20 protein-coding genes and 3 tRNA genes are annotated in these 20,312 nt (G+C 67.9%); 6 read left to right on the top strand and 17 right to left on the bottom strand.

Annotated features, from left to right (window positions below):
* Positions 1-79: 79 nt before the first annotated feature.
* The 12 genes from FS787_RS11500 to FS787_RS11445 all read right to left on the bottom strand — a co-directional run bounded on the left by FS787_RS11500 (position 80) and on the right by FS787_RS11445 (position 8,880).
* On the bottom strand, positions 80-691 hold the full coding sequence (locus FS787_RS11500; RefSeq protein ID WP_144672568.1) for a hypothetical protein: 612 nt from the start codon (positions 689-691) through the stop codon (positions 80-82).
* On the bottom strand, positions 688-1,362 hold the full coding sequence (locus FS787_RS11495; protein ID WP_144672567.1) for a DUF6286 domain-containing protein: 675 nt from the start codon (positions 1,360-1,362) through the stop codon (positions 688-690). The genes FS787_RS11500 and FS787_RS11495 overlap by 4 nt, the downstream gene beginning before the upstream one ends.
* Positions 1,359-1,739: a hypothetical protein gene (locus FS787_RS11490; RefSeq protein ID WP_144672566.1), complete on the bottom strand. Its 381-nt coding sequence runs from the start codon at positions 1,737-1,739 to the stop codon at positions 1,359-1,361. The genes FS787_RS11495 and FS787_RS11490 overlap by 4 nt, the downstream gene beginning before the upstream one ends.
* Positions 1,736-1,927 (bottom strand): hypothetical protein, encoded by a 192-nt coding sequence (locus FS787_RS11485; RefSeq protein ID WP_024367397.1) that lies wholly within the window; start codon positions 1,925-1,927, stop codon positions 1,736-1,738. The genes FS787_RS11490 and FS787_RS11485 overlap by 4 nt, the downstream gene beginning before the upstream one ends.
* A complete protein-coding gene (locus FS787_RS11480; RefSeq protein WP_144672565.1) occupies positions 1,924-2,406 on the bottom strand; it encodes an Asp23/Gls24 family envelope stress response protein in 483 nt (160 codons plus the stop codon). Before FS787_RS11480 ends, FS787_RS11485 begins: the two co-directional genes overlap by 4 nt.
* Before the next feature lie 153 nt (positions 2,407-2,559).
* The gene (locus tag FS787_RS11475) at positions 2,560-4,497 is read right to left on the bottom strand and encodes a glycoside hydrolase family 32 protein (RefSeq protein WP_260982518.1); all 1,938 of its coding nucleotides are present in this window, start codon (positions 4,495-4,497) and stop codon (positions 2,560-2,562) included.
* A 145-nt stretch (positions 4,498-4,642) separates the two neighbouring features.
* A complete protein-coding gene (locus FS787_RS11470) occupies positions 4,643-6,235 on the bottom strand; it encodes a glycoside hydrolase family 68 protein (protein ID WP_144672563.1) in 1,593 nt (530 codons plus the stop codon).
* Positions 6,236-7,057: 822 nt separating this feature from the next.
* Positions 7,058-7,133 (bottom strand) — tRNA-Phe (locus FS787_RS11465).
* Between the two features lie 48 nt (positions 7,134-7,181).
* Positions 7,182-7,255, bottom strand: a tRNA-Asp gene (locus FS787_RS11460).
* Between the two features lie 96 nt (positions 7,256-7,351).
* A tRNA-Glu gene (locus FS787_RS11455) sits at positions 7,352-7,424 on the bottom strand.
* A 160-nt stretch (positions 7,425-7,584) separates the two neighbouring features.
* Positions 7,585-8,223 (bottom strand): FMN-binding negative transcriptional regulator, encoded by a 639-nt coding sequence (locus FS787_RS11450; RefSeq protein ID WP_144672562.1) that lies wholly within the window; start codon positions 8,221-8,223, stop codon positions 7,585-7,587.
* Between the two features lie 54 nt (positions 8,224-8,277).
* Positions 8,278-8,880 carry a LysE/ArgO family amino acid transporter gene (locus FS787_RS11445; RefSeq protein ID WP_144672561.1) on the bottom strand — a complete coding sequence of 201 codons (603 nt, stop codon included), beginning with the start codon at positions 8,878-8,880 and terminating at the stop codon, positions 8,278-8,280.
* Between the two features lie 69 nt (positions 8,881-8,949).
* Between FS787_RS11445 and FS787_RS11440 the strand changes: the two genes are divergently transcribed.
* From FS787_RS11440 to FS787_RS11420, 5 genes are all read left to right on the top strand, one after another.
* Positions 8,950-9,831: an ArgP/LysG family DNA-binding transcriptional regulator gene (locus tag FS787_RS11440; protein ID WP_144672560.1), complete on the top strand. Its 882-nt coding sequence runs from the start codon at positions 8,950-8,952 to the stop codon at positions 9,829-9,831.
* 98 nt (positions 9,832-9,929) lie between these two features.
* On the top strand, positions 9,930-10,925 hold the full coding sequence (locus tag FS787_RS11435) for a DMT family transporter (protein ID WP_144672559.1): 996 nt from the start codon (positions 9,930-9,932) through the stop codon (positions 10,923-10,925).
* Between the two features lie 20 nt (positions 10,926-10,945).
* Positions 10,946-11,392: a metallopeptidase family protein gene (locus FS787_RS11430; RefSeq protein WP_144672558.1), complete on the top strand. Its 447-nt coding sequence runs from the start codon at positions 10,946-10,948 to the stop codon at positions 11,390-11,392.
* A 10-nt stretch (positions 11,393-11,402) separates the two neighbouring features.
* Positions 11,403-12,323, top strand: coding sequence for a cation diffusion facilitator family transporter (locus FS787_RS11425; RefSeq protein WP_144672557.1), 921 nt, complete (start codon positions 11,403-11,405; stop codon positions 12,321-12,323).
* A gap of 217 nt (positions 12,324-12,540) precedes the next feature.
* A complete protein-coding gene (locus FS787_RS11420; RefSeq protein WP_144672556.1) occupies positions 12,541-14,052 on the top strand; it encodes a C40 family peptidase in 1,512 nt (503 codons plus the stop codon).
* Between the two features lie 48 nt (positions 14,053-14,100).
* Here FS787_RS11420 and FS787_RS11415 read toward each other — a convergent pair whose 3' ends face one another.
* The 4 genes from FS787_RS11415 to FS787_RS11400 all read right to left on the bottom strand — a co-directional run bounded on the left by FS787_RS11415 (position 14,101) and on the right by FS787_RS11400 (position 18,446).
* Complete coding sequence (locus FS787_RS11415) at positions 14,101-14,901, bottom strand: ABC transporter permease (RefSeq protein ID WP_260982538.1); 801 nt, start codon at positions 14,899-14,901, stop codon at positions 14,101-14,103.
* 106 nt (positions 14,902-15,007) lie between these two features.
* Positions 15,008-16,024 carry an ABC transporter ATP-binding protein gene (locus FS787_RS11410; protein ID WP_144672555.1) on the bottom strand — a complete coding sequence of 339 codons (1,017 nt, stop codon included), beginning with the start codon at positions 16,022-16,024 and terminating at the stop codon, positions 15,008-15,010.
* A 7-nt stretch (positions 16,025-16,031) separates the two neighbouring features.
* Entirely contained in the window at positions 16,032-17,195 is a 1,164-nt protein-coding gene (locus FS787_RS11405; protein WP_144672554.1) for a hypothetical protein, read from the bottom strand.
* A 213-nt stretch (positions 17,196-17,408) separates the two neighbouring features.
* On the bottom strand, positions 17,409-18,446 hold the full coding sequence (locus FS787_RS11400; RefSeq protein WP_144672553.1) for a universal stress protein: 1,038 nt from the start codon (positions 18,444-18,446) through the stop codon (positions 17,409-17,411).
* Between the two features lie 428 nt (positions 18,447-18,874).
* Here FS787_RS11400 and FS787_RS11395 point away from each other — a divergent pair, with 428 nt between their 5' ends.
* The gene (locus FS787_RS11395) at positions 18,875-19,501 is read left to right on the top strand and encodes an FAD-binding protein (RefSeq protein ID WP_186329187.1); all 627 of its coding nucleotides are present in this window, start codon (positions 18,875-18,877) and stop codon (positions 19,499-19,501) included.
* 6 nt (positions 19,502-19,507) lie between these two features.
* Here the strand turns inward: FS787_RS11395 and FS787_RS11390 are convergent, their stop codons facing one another.
* Positions 19,508-20,194 carry a copper resistance CopC family protein gene (locus FS787_RS11390; RefSeq protein ID WP_144672552.1) on the bottom strand — a complete coding sequence of 229 codons (687 nt, stop codon included), beginning with the start codon at positions 20,192-20,194 and terminating at the stop codon, positions 19,508-19,510.
* Positions 20,195-20,312: the final 118 nt, after the last annotated feature.

Below are 20,312 nucleotides of genomic sequence, written 5' to 3'. Positions count from 1 at the left end.
TTCCGCGTCGTTTCAGGGCCGGCGGCCGGGCGAAGGGCCGTCCCGTGGCGCGCAATGTTGCCGAAAGCTCACCCCCGTGTCAGCGGACCCGATCGGCCCGCCCAAATCTCGACCGCGCACCGGAGGCAACATGGATGAGCACCGGGGTGCGCTTGCCGAGCGCACCATCGAGGGCTTCCACGAGAGCGGACACCTCGGCCGCGAGCCGGTGGGGCGCCACGCCCTGGCGGGGCTGGATCCTGATCCTCAGGCCGGGTTCACCGCGGAATTCGTAGGTGGCGACGGTGACACCTGCCAGGTCCGGACGGTCCGCCAAGGCGGTCCGGAGCGCCTGCTCGGCCACGCCGCTGCCGATCCGGACGTTCCCGGGCACGTCGCCCGGGTCCTCCTCGGACACGAGCAGGTTGGCCCGGCCCTTGCCTTGCTGGGCGATCCACGCCACCATGGCGCCAATCACCAGGAGCAGCACCAGAACCGCCACGATCCAGAGCCAGCTCTCCGCACGCCCCGGGAAGCGCGTGCGTTCGAAGAGATCGCGCCAGAGGCTCCAGACTCCGGCGGCCCAACTCTGCCACCACACGCCGACGGCCGGCACACTCGCGAGCAGGATAAGAAGGACCCCGATGGCGAGGAGCTTGAAGCCGAGGACGCCGATCAGGACGCGGTTGAGGATTCTGGGGGTGCCGTTCATGCGCCGACCACCCCGGTTGTTGTCACATTGATCCTGACTTCCGGTGCGGGAACAGGCCCCATTTCCCGGAGCTCATCCTTGACCGCGGCCAGGACGGCGTCCGGGCTGAGCGGCACGCCGGAAGTGGGCCTGACGCTGACGTCGACCTGGCGTCTCGACACGGTCACCATCACCTGTTCCTGGCTCACGTTGGCGGCCAGCCGTGTCCGCCGCGCCAGCGCGGAGGCAATGACTTCGTCATCGACAACGACGGCGGCGCGGCGGTCCGGCAGCACGTGCCGGGCACGGCGTCCGGGCAGTACGGCGTTCAGGAAAAAGTACAGCCCCGCCATCACCAGCACCGCGCCAAGGACGCCAAGCAAGAGCGGCGGGACCCCTTCCGGGAGCGCCACCACCTGTTCCGCAGCAGTCTGCGGATCCACGATCCAGGGCTCTTGACCGACGGCCCGGACCGCGGTTTCCAGGAGTGCGAAGATGCACAGTGCAATGATTAGCCCGGCGGCGATAATCGAGGCAACGGCCCGTGAGGAATGGGTTTCGCGCTTGAGGATTTCTTCCCGGGCCGCGCCGCCGGTCCCCGCAGCGTCGTCGCCGGCCGAAAGCGCGGCGCCGGAGGCGGACGGGACGTAGCTCCCGCGGCCGGCATTATTACGGTGGGTGGCGTGACTCAACGGACGCGTCCTCCTTCACTCATGCTGGCGCCGCTGATGCGGATGTCCACCCGGCTCAGCCGGGCACCGCTCAGCTCGGTCACGCGCTGCAGGATGTCGGTCCTGGCGGCCACGGCCCGGTCCCACATGGTTCCACCGAAGCCCGCGACCCGTCCGGGGTCCCGCAGGACGGCGGTCAGCGCCGGGGCTGCGATGGGTGCGACAAGGGACAGCGCCAGCAGCCCGTCGTCGTCGGACCATTCCGCCCGGACCTCATGCGGTGTGACGCCGAGGGCTTCCGCCGCGGCGGCCCGGGCCACACTGGTCAACGCCTGGGTGCTGATCCGGGTGTGCCCTGCCATCTCAGCGGCGCGGACAGGGCCTGCCGTGCCGCTCATGAGGAGGAACGCCGGCCTGTGAGGGCATCAAGCACGCTGCGCAGGTCCAGTTTTCCTTCCGCGGCGCGGCCCAGCAGGGCTCCGATCCCCATAAACAGCAGGGCGCCCAGGAATCCCCAGACACCGAACTGGAAGGACATAAACGCCACGAAGGCGCCCATTGCGATCCCCACCACGGTCAGATTCACTGGGTTGCCTCCCTCGCGGGCCGGGTCTCGGCCGCGGTGCCGGGCTTTGCCGGTCCGGGCACGTAGACATCGTTGATTTCGATGTTGACTTCAATGACTTGGAGCCCAACGAGCTCCTCGACCGCCGCATACACGGCGGCACGAATCTGGTCCGCCAGGGCGTGAAGGGGCGTGCCGTAGAGCGCCACCAGGTCGATGTCCACGGCCACCTGGGTTTCGCCCACCTCGGCGCGGACGCCAGCGGCGTGGTCCGAGCTGCCCACCGCGTCACGGAAGGCACCCAGCGCACGGGACGGGCCGGAGCCCAGGGAGTACACGCCGGGGACGGAGCGGGCTGCGATACCCGCGACCTTCGCGACGGCGTTTTCGGAAATGACGGTGCGGCCGGCGCCGGGCAGCGGCGCACCACCGGGCAGCGGTGCGGCCGCGGCCTGCCCCGGGTCCGGGACCGCTACGGGCTGAGGATTCTGGTATTCCATGAGGCACTCCCCCTTCTCTTTGTCACCACCCTAGTACCTGCCAGCGACAAGGTGGCCGGTTGGCCCAGCGCCGCAGACTCGGTGGGGGCCCGGCCCGGGGCCTCGCCGGCTCGAGTCACCGGAAATGGCCCTCCCCAGGGGCGACCGAACTGGTCAGTGTGTCGAGGCCAGCCGTCTGTAGCTGAAGGACTTGAGCTTCAGGGACCCCTCCGCGGTGACCGCCTTGATAGTCGGCGCCCCCGCGGTTGGGAAAACGAGTGACGTCATGGTCTTTTCCCCGCCGTTGACGAAAACCTCTATTGAGGAATAGTCGACGAATATGGTCAGCTCGACTTTCCCTTCGCGCGGGGGGCTGGCGGTGCGCCGCGATGCCCGATAATCCGGGTGGAGTTCGGCATTGCCGGCGGCGGCATCCTCCTCGCGGGAAATGAAGGCCGATTCACTCTCGAAGTCATATCCGACCGTCGCGAACGTCCCCTGTTCGCTTCCAAGCTCGATCCTCGCAACGGAACCGTCGTCGCCTGCCGTGCGTTCAAGCGTCACATCGAGCCTGTACGCCCCGCCCTCCGGAACCGGGAGCTGCCCGGCGCCGTCCTGCGTCATTCGACGTTCCCCGACCGTTGCCACCGGTCCTTCAAGAGACTTCATCGCGGCGGTGGGGCTGGACACCAGGGTCGGCTTCCCCCCGATCGTTTTGAGGCTGATGTCGCGAACCATCGAGTCCGCGCCGCCGTGCCAGTCCTCCGTAGGGAGCTGCCGCGCGTACGCCCAGTTGTTCATCCACCCGATGGCGTGCCGTGAGGACATCCGCTGGCTTTCGGTCAGCCTGGGATCGTCCCACGTCACGGCGGCGTAGAAGTCAGAGCCGGCATCGAGCCACTGATGCGCCTCGTCAGTGGCTGTGAACCGTGTTCCGTCCCACGTGCCGGTCCAGTAGGCAACGCCCGTGGTGAATCCCTCCTCGCTCCCGTTGGCGCTGGCGGCGAGGACCCAGGTGCGCTTGGACGGATCCCCGTCGAGATCCAGCTGAAAGAGCTCCGGGCACTCCAGGGTGCCCAGACCGGTACGTTCGATGCCCGATGCGTACTGCCAGGCCTTGAGGTCCGTCGAGGTGTACATGCCGATTTTCCCGCCTTCGGCCAGCGCCATCACCCATTGGCCGTGGGCTTCATCGCGGATGATCTTCGGATCCCGCCAGTGCGGTTGGCCGGGGTTTTCCATGATGGGGTTCTTTTCATACTCGGCGAACGAGTAACCGTTGTCGGTGGAATAGAACAAGGATTGCCGCTGGATGCCCTGGTCCTGTTGCGTCATGACCGCGATAACGGCACCTGCGCCGAAGCCGGCAGAGTTTTCATGGTCCACCACGGCGCTTCCGGTCTCGATGTCGCCCAGCCCGTTTTTGTACTTGGCGATCGCCACCCCTTCGTCTTTCCAATGCACAAGGTCTGTGCTTGTCAGGTGGTACCACTCGGTGCCGTTTTCCTGCGGATACCCGGCGTTATAGAGGTAGTAGTAGTGCCACAGCCCGTCCACCAGAATCGGACGCTGCGGATCATTCATCCAGTTCTTCCCGGGCGTGATGTGATAGCTCGGCCGGAACCTGGACGCCCCGTCGGGCCGGTCGAACGCTGAAGCCGGCGGCGACGACGCCTCCCGCGGCACGCCCAGATCCGAGAGCATGGACGCGACTGCTTCGGATGACATGCACGCCGGGCGGACCACTTCACCTGTTCCTGCACGGACCACCCGGTCTTCCACGCTGGACCTGATCGCGACGTCATCTCCAACCCGTGCGGCTGCCACCCACCCATGAGCGCATTCGATGCTCCGCAGATCCGCCACGCCTTCGGTCCTGATCGGATCCGTCAGCTTCTCCAGGGTGCGATCACCACCGCTGAGCCAGTAGGAGCCATAACGGCTCTGGGACACCATGGCTTCAGCCTGGGCGTCGGCGATGTTCATGAGTGCCTTCGCGGCGTGGTCGCCGGCAGCCGGGCGGGTTCCCGCCGTCGGGACCAGGGCCAGCGCGACGAGAACCGCCAAGGCCGCTGCCGCCACAACGATCCAGATCGCTCTGGGGCTCAGCATTCCTTGAGGGAATCGGACAAGGTCTCTCACAATTCAACATTCCTGATTCTGGTGGATGCGACGCCGTCGGCTAAGGCCTGCACATACGAGGATGGAGGCGCCCGGACTCCCGGGCGCCTCCCCCTGTTACTGCTTCATTGATGAACTACTTGTAGTGGCCGGCCCCGCCGACTTTAACGTTGGTGGGGAGGTAGCCGAACGGACCGAGGCCGTTCTGGCCGAAGGTGCGGTCCACCGCGGAAACGCCGTCGCGGAAGTTGATCTTGACGGTGGGCGAGAGTGAGCCTCCGCGGACGCCGTTGACGTTGTCAATGAAGGACTGCACCAGCCCGCCGGGCTGCACGTAGTGCGAGTAGGCCTGGAACTGGCGGCCGTTCTGGTTCGGTGTCGGGGCCTCCGGGGACTCGGACGGAAGATTCAGGTCCGTCGGTGAGCCCAGGGCCAGGCCGCTGTTGTTCATCGGCTGGTAGTCGGACCGGACACCGTCGCCGACGAAGCCGTAGACCCCGTCCGGGCCGCGCATGCCGGCGGCGTAGGTGAACTGGTGGCTGATGGTGAACAGGTAGTACTTGTTCTTCCCGTTTTCATTCTGGATGAAGATCTGCGGACGCTCGGTCTGGTCGTTGACGCAGTTGGCCGAGAGGATCGGGGGCAGGAAGGACCACTTGGTCAAGTCCTTGTTGTCCGCAACGGCGAGGCCCACATTGGCGGTCTGGAAGTAGGCCCCGCTGCTGTTGACGGTGTTCACGTTTTCGGCATTGGGATCACCGGGCTGATAGCCCAGGTCCTCGGCCTTGCACTCGTACTGTCCGCGGGTGCCGCCGGTGTTGCCTTCAAAGACCATGAAGGTCTTGCCCGGGTGGGCTGGGTCCGCAAAGGTGTACGGATCGCGGAAGGCGAAGCCGGGGTTCTGGGCTTTGGTCTGGTACATCGTGCCATCCGGTTCCAGCAGCTTGGTGTGCTGGAACCCGTCGAAGGTGACCCCGTTCTTGTCGGCGTGGATCTTGCCCAGCGCTTTGGCGATGGCAGCGTCCGGGGCGATGCCGCCGCCGCCGTTGTTGCGCTCGGCCACATCGTAGAACGTGGTGGCCGTATAGAAGACGTTGACCTGGTTGCCCTGCATCAGGCGGGTGGAACCGGACCATTCAGTGTTGCCGATCGAGGCGCCGTCGGCGAAGACGTGGCCCCCATAGTTCCACTTGTCCTTGGCCGGGTCGGCGTTGGTCTTGCGGAAGAAGTAGCCGATCCGTGCATTCCAGTGGCGCTGGTCGAAGCCGTAGCCGGCGTCGCGGTCAGCGACCAGGGAGAAGATGACGTCCCAGCCCTTGTAGCTGATCTGGTTCGCGTTCTCGTCCGTCAATGACCAGGTGTCCCAGACCCAGACGTCCTCATTCATGGTGGGGAAGTCCTCGGGAATTTCCGGCATGGTGACGTCGGGGCTCATGGAGTTCACGCCGGGAGCCACAGTGGGGTCGCTCTGCGCCATGATCTGCTTGGCATCGGCGCGGGTCCACTTGGAGGTGAAGTCCGACGCCGGATCGTAGGCCTGCTGGCTGTGCTTGGTCGGAAGCGGGAAACCGGGGGTCGGCGCCGGCATCTGCGCTGCCGGCGGGTCCGCAGGCTCGTTGGCGTGGGCCGAGGGTGCGGCCAGGAACGCCGAGGCTGCAACGGCGGCGACAACGGCGGCGGCGGTTGAACGCCGTAGCCGGCCGCGGGGTGCGGTGGGGTGCTTGTGCATTTACTGCTCTTCTCGCGGAGTTGAGACCATTCGTGGAAGGGCGGGTGCCCTCATGTCCCGACATGCCGACAGCCCCGACAACACCACAGGCATCATCGAGGACGCCATCGTGTCGGAGGACGGGGCTTCGGTAGAGCCCCGGATTGGCGATTCGGAAAGGGCTACTTTCCGGTGCCGTTTTCCACGCTATGCAAGGCGAAGCCTGCTTATCAAACCGTGATTCGAGGCCAAAAAACCAAACCTTGCCGCGTTGGTGCAAGCGCTTACATTACTCATTCCGCGCGCGTGCCACACGCAGATTCGCGCGTCAAGTAATGCCTCAAAAATCAGATTTAGTGTGAAATGTCACCGTGCCGGTGGCCGTGGTTCACCGTTCCCGGCGCAACCCGCGGATGGCTTTCGAGCCGGTGATCGGCACCTCCTCAGACATTGCCCGGCCGTCTAAACCGTCGAGGTGCAGGTGACCCGGGTAGGGCCAGCCGCCCGAAGCACGCGGGGCAGCGCCCGGACGCCCGGCGGGCATCGGTTGCTCCACAACGGCCGTTGTGGCGCCTCAAAAGGGCCGTTACGGAGCAGTCGACGACGCCAGGGGAACAGCCGTCGGGGGCCGCCGAAAGATTTCCAGCGCTCAACGGTCCACCAGGACAGACGGGGGGGAAGTTTGCCGCCGGGGAGCTCTACCGGGGCGGGATTTCGTCCGCGTCCGGCGAGAGCATCGGTTGCTCCGCAACCGCCGTTGTGGCCCGCCAGAAGGGCAGCTGCGGAGCAGTCGATGGAGTTAAAGCAGAAAAGCACCAGTTCCGAAGAACTGATGCTTCCCAGTGGTGGCTCCGACCGGCGTCGATCCGGTGACCTTTCGATTTTCAGTCGAACGCTCTACCAACTGAGCTACAGAGCCTAGGTGACATGTCACCATGAGAACCGGAACTTCTTCCGGCAATCAGAGCGACCCTGACGGGACTTGAACCCGCGACCTCCGCCGTGACAGGGCGGCGCGCTAACCAACTGCGCTACAGGGCCTTGCTATTTTCTTGCTTCTCTGCAGTATCGCTACCGCAATTTTTCAAGGCCTTTAGCCTACCAGACTTTCACACCCGGTTTGACCAGTTCCTTGCGTACCCCCAACGGGATTCGAACCCGTGCCGCCGCCGTGAAAGGGCGGTGTCCTAGGCCGCTAGACGATGGGGGCCAGGACGCCGTTCGGCTAAACCACTGAATCAAGGGCAAAAATTAAGGGCCGAAGCCTTCCGTTTTCGTCCTTTCGGGTTCCTCCGAACTGGACTATAAAACTATAAGGGCAGACCCCCGGATTATCCAAAATCGACGGGACGCCGCGATTTTGGCGGCGCTCAGCTGCGCTCCGCCCGGGCGTGGTGCGCCTGCTCCACCTCGTCGGCCGAATCCACGTCGCCGCTGGCCCGCAAGCCCGCGACGACGCCCTCAATGTCGGCCGCCGGCCTGTTCTGGCTGAGCTTGCGTTTCGCTTCCACCCGCGTGATGACAAGCTCGACGCCGACGATCGCCCGGAGCTGCCCGGCGATGTAACGCGCGGGCGCATCGTCCACGGTCCAGGGGTGTTCGGCTGCTGCTTCATGCAGCGTGGTCAGCCGCCGGACAAGGCCCTCAACCCAGGCCGGGTCGTCGTGGACGACGAGGCGGCCATAGACGTGCGCGGTGGTGTAGTTCCAGGTCGGGACAACCCGGCCGTGTTCGGCCTTCGTGGCGTACCAGGACGGGGAAATGTAGGCGTCGGAGCGCTGGATGATGGCCAGGGATTCGCCCGTCGCCGGGAGCCGCCACTGGTCGTTGTTGCGGGCCAGGTGCCCCTGCAGGGATCCGTGCTCGCCCGCCTCCGGGTCAAACACGAACGGCACCAGCGTGGCGAGCAGGCCGTCCTCGGTCGATGTCACCAGGTTGGCCGCCCCGGGGTTCGACAGCAGATCCCTGACGGCGTCCTGGTCGGCGGCGAAGTGCGAGGGGACGTACATGGCGGTTCCTTTTGTCGGTTGTGTTCTGCAGTGGGGCGCGGACGGCTGACCATCTCAGGCTACGAGCATGACAGCGAGTGTGACCATGACCAAGGCGATCCCGGCGTCGAGCACGCGCCAGCTGCCGGGCCGGGCGAACAACGGTGCGAGATGCCGGGCTCCGGCGCCCAGCGCGGCGAACCACGCCACGCTGCCGATTCCCGCTCCGGCCGCAAACCACCACCGTCCGTCCGCTCCGTGGGTGCCGGCCAGGGACCCCAGCAGCAGCACGGTGTCCAGGTAGACGTGGGGGTTCAGCCAGGTCAGCGCCAGGCAGGTCCCCAAAGCGGCGGCCCACGTTCCCTGCTGCCCGGTGGACAGCGGGGACGCCTGCGTTCCGCGAATGGCCCTCCGTGCAGCCATCAGGCCGTATGCCAGGAGGAAAGCGGCACCGGCCCAGCGCACCACCTCGAGAACGCCCGGCGCCTGCTCGATAAGGACACCCACCCCGGCCACACCGAGCACAATCAGCACAAGGTCGGACAACGCACACACCGCAACTACCAGGAGAACGTGCGAGCGCTGGACGCCCTGGCGGAGCACGAAGGCGTTCTGCGCACCGATGGCGACGATGAGGGACAGCCCGCTGGCGAGGCCCGAGAGGAGGGAGAGGATCACGGGTTCCACGCTAGAGGGCTGGGCAGCATGAAACCAGTTAATAATTCTGGGCCAACATAAGATTGGCTAATGATGGACATTCATCCTGACCAGGCCCGGACCCTCGCGGCGATCGTGGCGCACGGAAGCTTCGAGGCTGCCGCCGGCCACCTCATGGTCACGGCGTCAGCGGTGAGCCAGCGCGTCCGCGCCCTCGAAGTGGCCGTCGGCCGGCCGGTGCTCAAAAGGACCCGCCCGATCGAACTCACCGCCTCCGGCCACGCGGTGGTGCGCTTCGCCCGGCAACTGGACATGCTCTCCGCCGATCTGGCCGAAGAGCTTCAGCCCGGAGCCCGCCCAGCCGGCGTCCGGCTGACCCTAGTTATCAACAGTGATTCCCTGCACACGTGGGCGATGCCCGGCCTGGCCTCGGTGGCGGGCAAGGTCCAGCTGGAAATTCTGCGCGAGGACCAGGACTATTCACTTGAGCTCCTGCGCAGCGGCGCCGCGGCGGCCGCCATCACCACCACAGCCAAGGCGGCGCCGGGCTGCTCCTCCCGCCGCCTGGGTGTGATGCGCTATCTGCCCGTCTGCACGCCGGGCTTCGCGGCCCGGTGGTTTCCGGGCGGCGCGACGGCGGACACGCTCGCCGTCGCGCCCGTCATCATTTACGACCGCAAGGACGACCTGCAGGACCGCTACCTGCGGGGCGTGAGCCGCAGGACCCTCCAGCCCCCGCGGCATTATGTCCCGGCCGCCCACGAGTTCGGGGAAGCCATCCGGTGGGGAATGGGGTGGGGGCTGCTCCCCGAAATCGAGGTCTCGGACGAACTGAAGCGCCGCACCATGGTCTCCCTGGATCCGGCGGCGCACGTGGATGTGCCGCTCCACTGGCAGCAATGGCGCTACGGGTCGGCTGCCCTGGACGAGGTCGCGGCCGCCGTCCTAGCTGCCGCCCGCCCCCTCCGGTGAGCCAGCCGGGGACGGGCGCACCGCAGCTGGCAGAAACTCGCGCAGACGTGACCGATTTCCGCCAGTCCCCGGGCCGCCGCAGCGGCTAGATTGGCAGCATGGCAACAACCGCCCAGACAGGCTCCCCCCAACCGGACAGCGCGCACTCGAATAACAGACAAGGCAGCACCCACGACGTGCCGCCCGTCCCCCGCTCCGCAAACCAGTCCCTTCCGCCGGCCCGGATCAGCCGCCTCGGCATCGCCGCCGTGGTGGTCACCGTTGTGCTGTGGGCGTCCGCCTTCGTGGGCATCCGGGCCGTGGGACCCAGCTTCTCCCCCGGCTCCCTGACCCTGGGCCGGCTGGCGATTGCCGCCGTCGTACTGGGCCTGGTGGTGCTGCCGCAAATCCGGAAGAACCCCAACCTCCCACGGGGCCGCGAATGGTTGCCCATCCTGGCCTACGGCGTTATGTGGTTCGGCGGCTACAACGTCGCCCTGAACGCCGCCGAACACCTGCTCGACGCCGGAACGGCCGCCCTGCTGATCAACGTCAACCCGATCCTGGTGGCAATTATGGCCGGGGTGATCCTCAAGGAGGGCTTTCCCCGCTGGCTGATCATCGGCAGCCTTGTCGCGTTCGCCGGTGTCGCGGTGATCGCGCTCGGTTCCGGGCAGCGGTCCACGGCCGACGTCTCCGGGGTGCTGCTGTGCCTGCTGGCGGCGGCCCTCGCCGCGGTGAGTGTGATCGTGCAGAAGCCGGTCCTGCGGAAGTTCCCCGCGGCCCAGGCCACCTGGTACGGAATCATGGTCGGCGCACTCTGCTGCCTGCCCTTCAGCGGCCAGCTGGTCTCCGAGCTGCAGGCGGCCCCGCTGCCGGCGACGCTGGGGCTGGTCTATCTCGGCATCTTCCCGACTGCGATCGCGTTCACCACCTGGGCCTACGCACTGTCCCTGATCGACGCCGGCCGCCTCGCCGCCACCACCTACCTCGTCCCCGGCACAACAATCCTGATCTCCTGGCTGGTGCTCGGCGAGATCCCCACCGTCTGGGGCCTGATCGGCGGGGTGATCTGCCTCGTGGGGGTGGGGCTGACCCGGCGCCGGTCCCGCTGATTCGGCGCTAGAGTTCAGCTATGCCCGCTTCCCTGCCGCCAGGCCTGCCCATCATTCCGGACGGCCCGGACGACGGCGGCAACGGCCACACTCACGCCCCGTTCCCGATGTCCGAACCGGACTTCGAAGCCGCCGTGAGCGACGCCCTGGACCGGATCCCGCCGGAGCTGGCGCAGACCATGAACAACGTGGCCATCTTCATCGAGGACGACTACACACCGCAGCCGGGCGAGGACCCCGACACCGTGCTGCTGGGCCTCTACGAAGGCGTGCCCCTGACCGAACGGGACGCCTGGTGGGACGCAGGCTCCCTGCCGGACCGCATCACCATCTACCGCCAGCCGATCCTGGACATCTGCGAGTCGCGCGAGGACGTCATTGAGGAAGTGACGATCACCGTGGTCCACGAGATCGCGCACCACTTCGGCATCAGCGACGACCGGCTGCATGAGCTCGGCTGGGGCTAGCCTTGTAGGCATGGGACACGACCACAGCCACTCGCACGGCATCACCGCCACCGGAAGGCACCGGAAGCGCCTGGTCGCCGTCCTGGCCATCACCCTCGCCGTCGTCCTGATCCAGATCGTCGGAGCCCTGATTTCCGGTTCCCTGGCCCTGCTGGCCGACGCCGGCCACATGCTGTCCGACGCGGCCGGCGTCTTTATCGCCCTCCTGGCCGCCTGGATCGCCGCCCGGCCGGCGAGCGACCAGCGCACCTACGGCTACCAGCGCGCCGAAGTGCTGGCCGCCCTGGCCAACGCCCTGGTGCTGATGGTCATCTCAGTAGTCATCTTCACGGAGGCCATCCGCCGGCTTGGCTCCGCTCCCGAGGTCCAGACCGACATCATGCTCTACGCGGCCGTCCTGGGCGCCCTCGCCAACCTCGTGTCGCTGCTGATCCTGCGCGGCGCCCAGAAGGAAAGCCTCAACGTCCGGGGGGCCTACCTCGAGGTCCTGGGCGACCTGCTCGGCTCCTTCGCGGTCATCGCCGCGGCAGTGGTCATTATGGTCACGGGATTCCAGGCGGCGGACACCATCGCCTCAATCGTGATTGCGCTGATGATCCTGCCCCGGGCCTGGCACCTGCTCCGCGACGTGGTAGATGTGCTGCTCGAGGCGACCCCCAAAGGGGTGGACGTGCAGTTGATCCGCGAGCACATCCTGGCCGTGGAGGGTGTGGTGTCGGTACACGACATCCATATCTGGACCATTACCTCCGGCGTGCCGGTGTTTTCCGCCCACGTGGTGGTGGAGGATGCGGCACTGGGCGCCCGCGGCGCCGATCAGGTCCTGGACAAACTCGTGAGCTGCCTGGGCTCGCATTTCGACACGGAGCACTGCACCTTCCAGCTGGAACCCGCCTCCCACGCGGAGCACGAATCACACCAGCACGCCTAGGCGCGGAACGTCCGGACTGTCCGCCGCGCCGGGCGACACACCCCGTTAACGTGTGACCAAATGACATTGTTGTTGTTTATGTTATTGATGTGACCAGTGTTGCCAAAGTGGCCACTGGCACGTAGCCTCGACCGTGCTGGGGGATCAGCCGGGCGTTGCCATGCGCCGGAATCCATGCTCGCCCGCTCCAGCCCGACATCTGCAGCGAGGTTTGACCATGACTTGGACCGGTTCCGGCCGAAAGACCGCCGCGCTGTGCGCCGCCGTCGTGCTCCTGGGAACACTGGCCTTACCGGCGCACGCCGCACCGCCGGCGCAGGCTGTACACATCCCGGCTGTCCAGATCCCCTCTCCGGACGAGATTGCCGCTGCCAAGTCCAGTGAAAGCGCGACGGCGGCACAGGTCAGCGCCATTGACGGGCTCCTGGCGGACGCCTCGGCGGCCCAGGACGCAAGCCTTGAGGCCTCCCTGCAGGCCAACAATGCGTACGGCGAGGCGCTCGTGGAGCTCCAGCTCCGGCGCGATGCCGCTGAGGTTGCCGCCGCCAGGGCTTCGTCGGCCGGGCTGGAGCAGGAGAAGACGCGCAAGCAGATCGGCCAGCTCGCCGGCGATCTGTACCGCAACGGCGGGTTGAATCCCGCGCTGAGCAGCTTTGTCAGCGGCAGCGGCAACGCCCTGCAGCAGGCCGCCACTTTGGAGGCCGTGACTGCCGGCCGCACCCGGGCGTTCCAGTCGGCCGAGACCGCAGCCGCGGCCGCGGAGTCGCTGACGGCAGCCGCCGCCGACGCCAACCGGGCCGCCGATGAGGCCGCGCAGACAGCGGAGGAGCGCAAGCTCGACGCCGAGCGCGCCAACAACGCCCAGCGGGAGGCAGTGTCCGCAGCCCGGGCGCAGCGCACCGTGCTGGTGGGCCAGCTGGCGACGCTCAAGAACACCACCGTTGCGTTGGAATCGGCCCGCGTGGATGCCCTGGAGCGGCAGCGCCAGCAGGACCGGCTGGCGGCAGTGACGGCCGCCGCCGCGCAGGGCCAGGGTCAAACGCCCGGCCCGCGGCCAGACCCCGGTTCAGACACCCTTCCAGGCACACCTCCTCCAGCAGTCCGGCCGGACACCGGGAACCCCTCCCCGGGAAACCAGGATCCGCAGGCACCCGCGGCGCCCGTTCCGGCGCCGCCGGCTCCAGCACCCGCCCCTGCTCCGCCCGTCATCCCAGCTCCTGCGCCGGCACCTGCACCGCCCGCGCCCGTTCCTGCACCGGCCCCAGCTCCTGCACCAGCTCCTGCTCCGGCTCCGGCTCCTGCTCCTGCTCCTGCTCCTGCTCCGGCTCCTGCTCCTGCTCCTGCTCCTGCTCCTGGCGGTTCCAACAACACAGCGATCTCGGTGGCTCTCGGCAAGGTCGGCGCGCCCTATTTCTACCAATACGGCGGCACGGGCGCCCGCGGTTTCGACTGCTCCGGCCTGGTGCAGAACGCGTTCGCCGCAGCCGGAAAATATCTGCCGCGCACGGCGTCCCAGCAGTTCGCCCAGGCACCCGTGCACGTTCCGCTCTCCCAGGCCCAGCCGGGTGACCTGCTGGTCTGGGGATCGGCACCGGGGTTCTATCACGTGGCGATCTACCTCGGCGGCGGCCGGGTGGTGCAGGCGCTGAACGAGGACGCCGGAATCACTGTGACGGACCTTGCGTTCATGTCCGGAATGAAGCTCCACCCCGTCGCGGCCCGGTACTGAGCCGTTCCATCGGCATACATCTGACCGGCCCCTGCCGGGAACCGTCCCTTAGGAGAGCACGTCCTTCGTGATGAACCTGCCGTAGGCGAGCGCACCGAAGACGGCGACGTAGCCGCCCTGCAGCAGCGAGTTCGTCAGGAAGGAATCCCAGGCGACCGGCTGGCGGAGCAGGTCCGCGAAGTCCAGCCAGTAGTGGCTGAAGAGCCACGGGTGCAGCCACTCCAGTTGCGGCAGAGCGTCGAGGACCTGCGAAACCACTGCGAGCACGACAGTGGAGGCCATCGCCCCCACAGGAACGTCCGTGAGCGTGGACATAAAGAGCCCGATCGCGGAGAGGCCCATCAGGGACACGGCAAGGTAGGCGGCAATCAGCAGGAGCCGCAGCATGGCCTCGTCCGCCCCGATCGAGTCCCCTGAGAGCAGGGTGACCGGCCCCACCGGGAAGAGCGCCGCTCCGATCGCAGCCCCCACCAGCGCCACCACCAGCGGCGCCGCGACGGCGAATGCCACCGCGCCGGCGTACTTCACGAGCAGCAGCCGGACCCTGCCCGCCGGCGCGACCAGCAGATACCGCAGGGTTCCCAGCCCGGCCTCGCCAGCCACGGTGTCACCCGCCACGACGCCCACGGTCAGCGGCAGGAACAGCGGAACGGAGACCAGCATGGCGGTTACGCCAACAAACAAACCGTTCTGGGTGATCCGGTCCAGGAACGCCGGACCCCGGCCGGGCGGCACCGCGGAGGACAGCCGCACCGCCACGGCAATCAGCACGGGGATGGCCGCCAGCGCACACAGCATGGCCCAGGTCCGGCGGCGCCGGAACAGCACACCAAGTTCGGACGCCAGCAGGCCGCGGCCACGGCCGCCCCTCCGGACGGTCTCCGCAGCGGCAGCGTCCCCTGGGGTGGGGCCTCGGCCAACACCGGCACCGGAGATAACACTGGGACCGGATTTTTCACTGGACAACGTCGAAGCCCTCCCCCGTCAGCGCCACAAAACGCTCCTCCAGGCTGACCTGCTCGGTCGCGAATCCCCGGACCCGGACGCCGGCCGCCACCAGGGCGGCCACTACCGCCTCCGGTGCCACCGCTCCGTCAGCGCCCGCGGGAGGTGGCCCGGCGGGAAGCGGCGCGTAGAGCACGTCGCCGGCGCCATTGGACCCGGCGGGTCCGCTCACCGCTGCGCTCAGGCCCAGCCGGGCCAGCACCTTGGCCGCAGCGCCGGCGTCGGGCGTCAGCACCCGGATCCGGGCCTGTCCGTCCTGGCGCAACTGCGCGAGCGTCCCCTGGGCCACCAGCCGGCCCGCGCTCATGATGGCCGCGTGCGTGCAGATCTGTTCCACCTCGGCCAGGAGGTGGCTGGAGACAAACACAGTGGCGCCGTCCGCCGCGAGCGAGCGCACCAGACTGCGGACCTCCCGGGTGCCCTGCGGATCCAGTCCGTTCGTGGGTTCATCCAGAACCAGGAGTTCGCGGGGCGCCAGCAGTGCGTTGGCGATGCCCAGCCGCTGCTTCATGCCCAGCGAGTAGGCCCGGACTTTCTTGTCCGCGGCATGCGTCAGCCCCACCCGCTCCAGCGCCGAATGGACCCGGGACTTCCGGGTGGCGGCGGGAGCTCGCGGGTCCGCTGCGTCGAAGCGGTACAGGTTGGCCGCGCCGGAGAGGAAAGGGTAGAAGGCCGGTCCCTCCACCAGGGCGCCCACGCGCGGCAGCACCTCGCGCAGTTGCCCCGGCATCTCCTGGCCGAGGAGCCGGACCGAGCCGCTGCTGGCCGCGGCGAGGCCGAGCATCAGCCGGATGGTGGTGGTTTTCCCGGAGCCGTTAGGACCCAGGAAGCCGAAGACGGAGCCCCTCGGCACGGCGAGGTCGACGCCGTCGACGGCTAACTGCTGACCGAAGCGCTTGCTGAGGCCGGTGGTCTCGATGCACAGATCCGCCACGTGGGGTTCCGTCGCCGCCCCGGCGGCGGTCACGCTGCGGTCACCGTTGCGTGGCTGCGGCCTGGAGCCGCTCCAAGGGCACCGAACCGGCGAGGATCCGCCCGTCGTCGAGGATCAGGACATTCACCAGCGAGGTGGACACCAGCCGTCCGCCCGGCACGGCAACCGCAGCCTGTTCCAGCAGCGCAGCGGCGCCGGACGAGGTTCCTCCCGCGACGGAGGGGTCGGGCCGCAGCGGGTTGGCGGCCGCAGGGTCCGGAACTTCGGTCTGCGGCGGGGTCTGGCCGGGAAGAGCTACGGCTCCTGCGGGGAACTCCAGCACGGATTCCCAGCCGGTTCCGGTGACGGTGGGCCGCTTCGCGGCCTTCGCAGCGGCGGCGTCCGACGGCGCCACAGCGGCCTTTTCGTGATGCGCCGGCAGCGGGATCTCTTCGACGGTGGCACCGGGCGGCGGGGTGAAATTGAAGATGCCGGAATCCGGGGTTTCAAGCGTGAGAGCCGTGAAGGCGACGCTGAACGCCGGCTCGGCCTGTCCGCGGGCCTTCACTTCGACGCCAAGCGGAAGTCCGCTGGCGCCGTCGACCGCGATGGCGACCGACTCCACCAGGGTGACCTCCGACGCGGGCGTGAGCACCAGATTGTAGGCTGCCCGTCCGGCGACCTGGACGTCCGGACCGACGGTCACCTCAGTGCTCGCGTCGAGTTTGGCGAGGAACTTGTCGGCCACGTCTTCAGGCGTCGGCACGGTTCCGGGGCGGTTGTCATGGCGGGTGGCCGCGTCTGCGGGAAGCTGGGCGTGGGCGGCAGTATTGTCCTTGGAGTTGTAGAACCAGAGTTCGTCGCCGTTCCGGACCGCGTTCCGTTCGGCCATCCGGTCCATGACCTGCACCCGGGCCTTGCCGGGTCCGTCAAGGTAGACGCGGGCGGTGTGCGGGCCGGTCAGCAGCTCCAGCCACGCGGTTTCCGCGGACGCCGCTGCGGGGCCGGTCTTCGGAAGTTCCGGCAGGCCTATCTCGGAGCTTTGCTCCAGCGTCCCGGACAGGGATTTCTCGCCGTGCTGGGCCATCATCAGCAGCACCTGCTGCGGCGTCTTCTCCGGCAGCGGGTCCCCGGCGCTGGCGGGAAGGGAACCGGACAGGACACCGGCCGCGATCACGGCAGGCACCGCCACGGCGGGCATCCAACGCAGCCATTTGCGCATCATTGCGACCGCGCTCCAACCTTGCAGCTCATGATCCAACAGTACGCCTGGAAGAGCCCCGATTCACCCCCCCCCCCCGGCGGGCAGCCCGCTGAAGCCCACTCCCGGAGGGGAAGCTAAGCGAAGACATGCAGCGTCACTCGACCGCGCCGGGCAGGAGCGCGCCCTCCCGTCAACGCCCGCCCTGGTCCGGGTCTGGGCCGGGTCCAGTCCGGGTTACGAGTCACCCAGGATGGGGCCGAAGTTCACCCGGTCCGCCAGCCGTGGATCTTCCCGGTCCGGGACCACCATGACGGGACCCTTCGCGTGGTGCAGGATGCCGTCCGAAGTGGACCCGAGCAGCATCCCGGTGAACCCGCCGCGTCCGCGGGTGCCGACAACCACCAGTTCCACATGCCTGCTGGCCTCGACGAGGATGTCCACGGGCGATCCGTCCACCAGCTGGGTCTCCACTGTGAGGTGGGGATAATGGCTCCTGATCCACGCGCTGCCGGCCTGGAGCTGGTCCCTGATGTCGGCGAAGAGCGCATCACGGTCCATCGGCGCAGGCACCCAGGCCAGCGACCCGCTGTACTGCGGAACGGCGCACACCACCCGCAGCGGCGCCGAGAGCCGCTCGGCCTGCGCCGCCGCCTCCAGCACCGCCACACGGGCCTGCTCGGAGCCGTCGACGCCCACCACCACAACGTTTTCGACCGGCACGTGCCCGGACTTCGCGCGCTCCGCCAGGACGTGCTTGTCGTCGGTGGTTTCGCCCAGGCGGTCCGAGCAGATCAGGGGCACGGTGACCGTGGGGCATTTGGCGTGCGCGGGCAGGGCGCTGCTAACGGAGCCCAGCAGCCGGCCGACGAATCCGCCCCGGCCCCGGGTGCCGAAGACCAGCAGCTCGGCGGTTTCGGACATTTCCAGCAGGACTCCGGAGGCATCGCCGTTCTCGACGGAGGCGTCAACGTCAATCAGGTACCCGGCGACCTTGTGCACCGCCTGCTGCAGGATGGCCTCCGCGCCCTCCCGGATGACCGAATCATCCACGGTGGCGTACCCGCCGTCGAGCCCGGATGCTGCGAAGATCGGCACTGAGTAGGCGGTCACGATGTGCAGCGGACGACGCCGGCGCTCGGCTTCGCGCGCGGCCCACACCAGGGCGCACTTGCTGTGGTCTGAACCGTCGACGCCGACCACGATCCCACGGGGAGCCGCGGACCCGCCGGGGACTTCCCCTGCCGGATCCGGATTCACCTGTTCTCGGCCCATGGGGTCCGCCTCCTCGCGATTCTTGCCTGATGTTGCGGCTATTCTGCCAGACGCGTCCGGGTGTACCGTCCAACGGCGATGCGCCCGAAGAATCTGCGGGGTCGAACCCCTGATCTTCCCAACTATTCTCGGATTGCTGGGAACAAGCAAGCGGAGCGGACGCCGCCGGGAGGGTGGGCTTCACCCAGGTTTTACGCAGTGTTTATACGGCATCCCTAGGTCCTGAATACCCGCGGATTCGGGCCGGCTGACCCGTCCGGAAAGCCCGGAAATGCCGGGACCCGCCAATGTTCCATCTGCTCTATCCAAGGCGGGAAATGTTGGGTATTCTTCGAGGCGTTGCTGAACCGAGACTCGTGTTTCAGAACGCGTCCGGGGCATCGGCCCCGCGACTTGCACCATTCGAGGAGGGCCCTGCAGTGTCGAGCATGCCAATGTCCGGGGGTATCGAACGAACCGCCGCCGTCGTGATCGGCACCGGGCTGTCCGGCCTGGCGGTCGCCAGCGAACTGCAGCGGCGCGGCGTGGACTCCATCATTGTGGACGGCCTCGACCTGCTGGGCGCCGGGCAACCCGCCAACACCTCGTCACTGCAGCGCTGCGATGCGGCTGACGCCGCCAGCCTGCGGGAACGCAACGAGATCCTCCGGCACCTGCGCAACTACGCCACCAGCCACAAACTGGACGTGCGGAACAACATCAGAGCCCTGCAGCTGGACCACCTCGACGCCGGCACCACCGGACCCACCCAGCAGTGGGCGGTCCGCACGCCGGGCGGCGTCCTCCTGGCGGACCACCTCGTCCTAACCCGTTGCGCCCACAGTCAGCTGCGCCGGATGCTCTCGGAACTCGGTATGGCCGCGGGCCACAACCTGATGGCGGCCATGCACGCCCTCGGAATGTACCTCGTGGGCGTGGGCGAACTCATCACCCCGACACCGAAGGAAGTGCTGCGCCAGGCCAAGGTGGTGGGCCAGGCGATTTCCGCCAAGGTCTACCCCGACGGCTTCCCCGCCGTCCTGCCCGGGGGATATGCCCTCGCCGCACCGGCTTAGGCTGCGCTACTTCCCGGTGTCGCCTGCGCGGCCCGCGCCGTTGTGGGAGCGGCTGTCCGGGTTACCGCTGTCGGAAACGCGGTCGGAGTCCTCGCCGTCGGAGTCCTCGCCGTCGGAGTCCTCGCGGGCCGCGAGGCGGCGCCTGGCCATCACGCCCAAGGCGATGACAATGCCGATCGCCGTGCCAACGAAGATGACAATGCTCCACGGGAAAGGCTCGGAGGAGTCGGCCGGCGCGGCCGGCTCCTGCGTGGTGCCCGGCTGGGCGGTTCCCATGGTGGGAACCGCGGCGGCCGCCGTCGAGCCCGCGGCTGCTGCGGTGGCAGTGAACGTGAAGGTGCCCTCGATCGGGTGCGAGTCCGAGCTGACCACCCGCCACACCACGGTGTAGGTCCCGGCCGGAGCCCCCGGCTTGAGCTTCTGCGAGGCGACGTTGTCCACGATCTCCACCGCGCCGTCGGCCCAATTGGTGCCGGCGGCATCGTTCACCAGCATCTGCGAACCGAGCGCGAGCGGGTTCTTGTTGAACGTGACCGACACCGTCTCCGGCGGCGTTGCCACGGTGGTGCCGGTGGCCGGGCTGGTGGACTCGGCGGCGTCGTGGGCCGAGGCCGGGGCAACGGCACCCAGCAGGGCGGCGGCGAAGATCGCGGCGCCCAGGAGGGCAGTCAAAAGCTGTCGGATGAGGCGCATGGAAGTGCTGCTCCTAGTGTTGTCTTCCTTACAGACTAGGCGAAAACGCACGGATGGCCGCCGGACGCCCAATAAGCTTGAGGTAACACCCATCACCCCCGGAGGACTAATGCAAGAC

The organism is Arthrobacter sp. U41 (assembly GCF_007679325.1).
GTDB lineage: Bacteria > Actinomycetota > Actinomycetes > Actinomycetales > Micrococcaceae > Arthrobacter.
This window is presented reverse-complemented; position numbering and strand designations above follow the sequence as displayed.

Coding starts and splice junctions, on each gene's coding strand:
- FS787_RS11500 (WP_144672568.1), bottom strand. CDS start 691: ATGAACGGCACCCCCAGAATCCTCAACCGCGTCCTGATCGGCGTCCTC.
- FS787_RS11490 (WP_144672566.1), bottom strand. CDS start 1,739: ATGAGCGGCACGGCAGGCCCTGTCCGCGCCGCTGAGATGGCAGGGCAC.
- FS787_RS11480 (WP_144672565.1), bottom strand. CDS start 2,406: ATGGAATACCAGAATCCTCAGCCCGTAGCGGTCCCGGACCCGGGGCAG.
- FS787_RS11475 (WP_260982518.1), bottom strand. CDS start 4,497: ATGCTGAGCCCCAGAGCGATCTGGATCGTTGTGGCGGCAGCGGCCTTG.
- FS787_RS11470 (WP_144672563.1), bottom strand. CDS start 6,235: ATGCACAAGCACCCCACCGCACCCCGCGGCCGGCTACGGCGTTCAACC.
- FS787_RS11450 (WP_144672562.1), bottom strand. CDS start 8,223: ATGTACGTCCCCTCGCACTTCGCCGCCGACCAGGACGCCGTCAGGGAT.
- FS787_RS11440 (WP_144672560.1), top strand. CDS start 8,950: ATGATGGACATTCATCCTGACCAGGCCCGGACCCTCGCGGCGATCGTG.
- FS787_RS11435 (WP_144672559.1), top strand. CDS start 9,930: ATGGCAACAACCGCCCAGACAGGCTCCCCCCAACCGGACAGCGCGCAC.
- FS787_RS11430 (WP_144672558.1), top strand. CDS start 10,946: ATGCCCGCTTCCCTGCCGCCAGGCCTGCCCATCATTCCGGACGGCCCG.
- FS787_RS11425 (WP_144672557.1), top strand. CDS start 11,403: ATGGGACACGACCACAGCCACTCGCACGGCATCACCGCCACCGGAAGG.
- FS787_RS11420 (WP_144672556.1), top strand. CDS start 12,541: ATGACTTGGACCGGTTCCGGCCGAAAGACCGCCGCGCTGTGCGCCGCC.
- FS787_RS11405 (WP_144672554.1), bottom strand. CDS start 17,195: ATGATGCGCAAATGGCTGCGTTGGATGCCCGCCGTGGCGGTGCCTGCC.
- FS787_RS11400 (WP_144672553.1), bottom strand. CDS start 18,446: ATGGGCCGAGAACAGGTGAATCCGGATCCGGCAGGGGAAGTCCCCGGC.
- FS787_RS11395 (WP_186329187.1), top strand. CDS start 18,875: ATGCCAATGTCCGGGGGTATCGAACGAACCGCCGCCGTCGTGATCGGC.
- FS787_RS11390 (WP_144672552.1), bottom strand. CDS start 20,194: ATGCGCCTCATCCGACAGCTTTTGACTGCCCTCCTGGGCGCCGCGATC.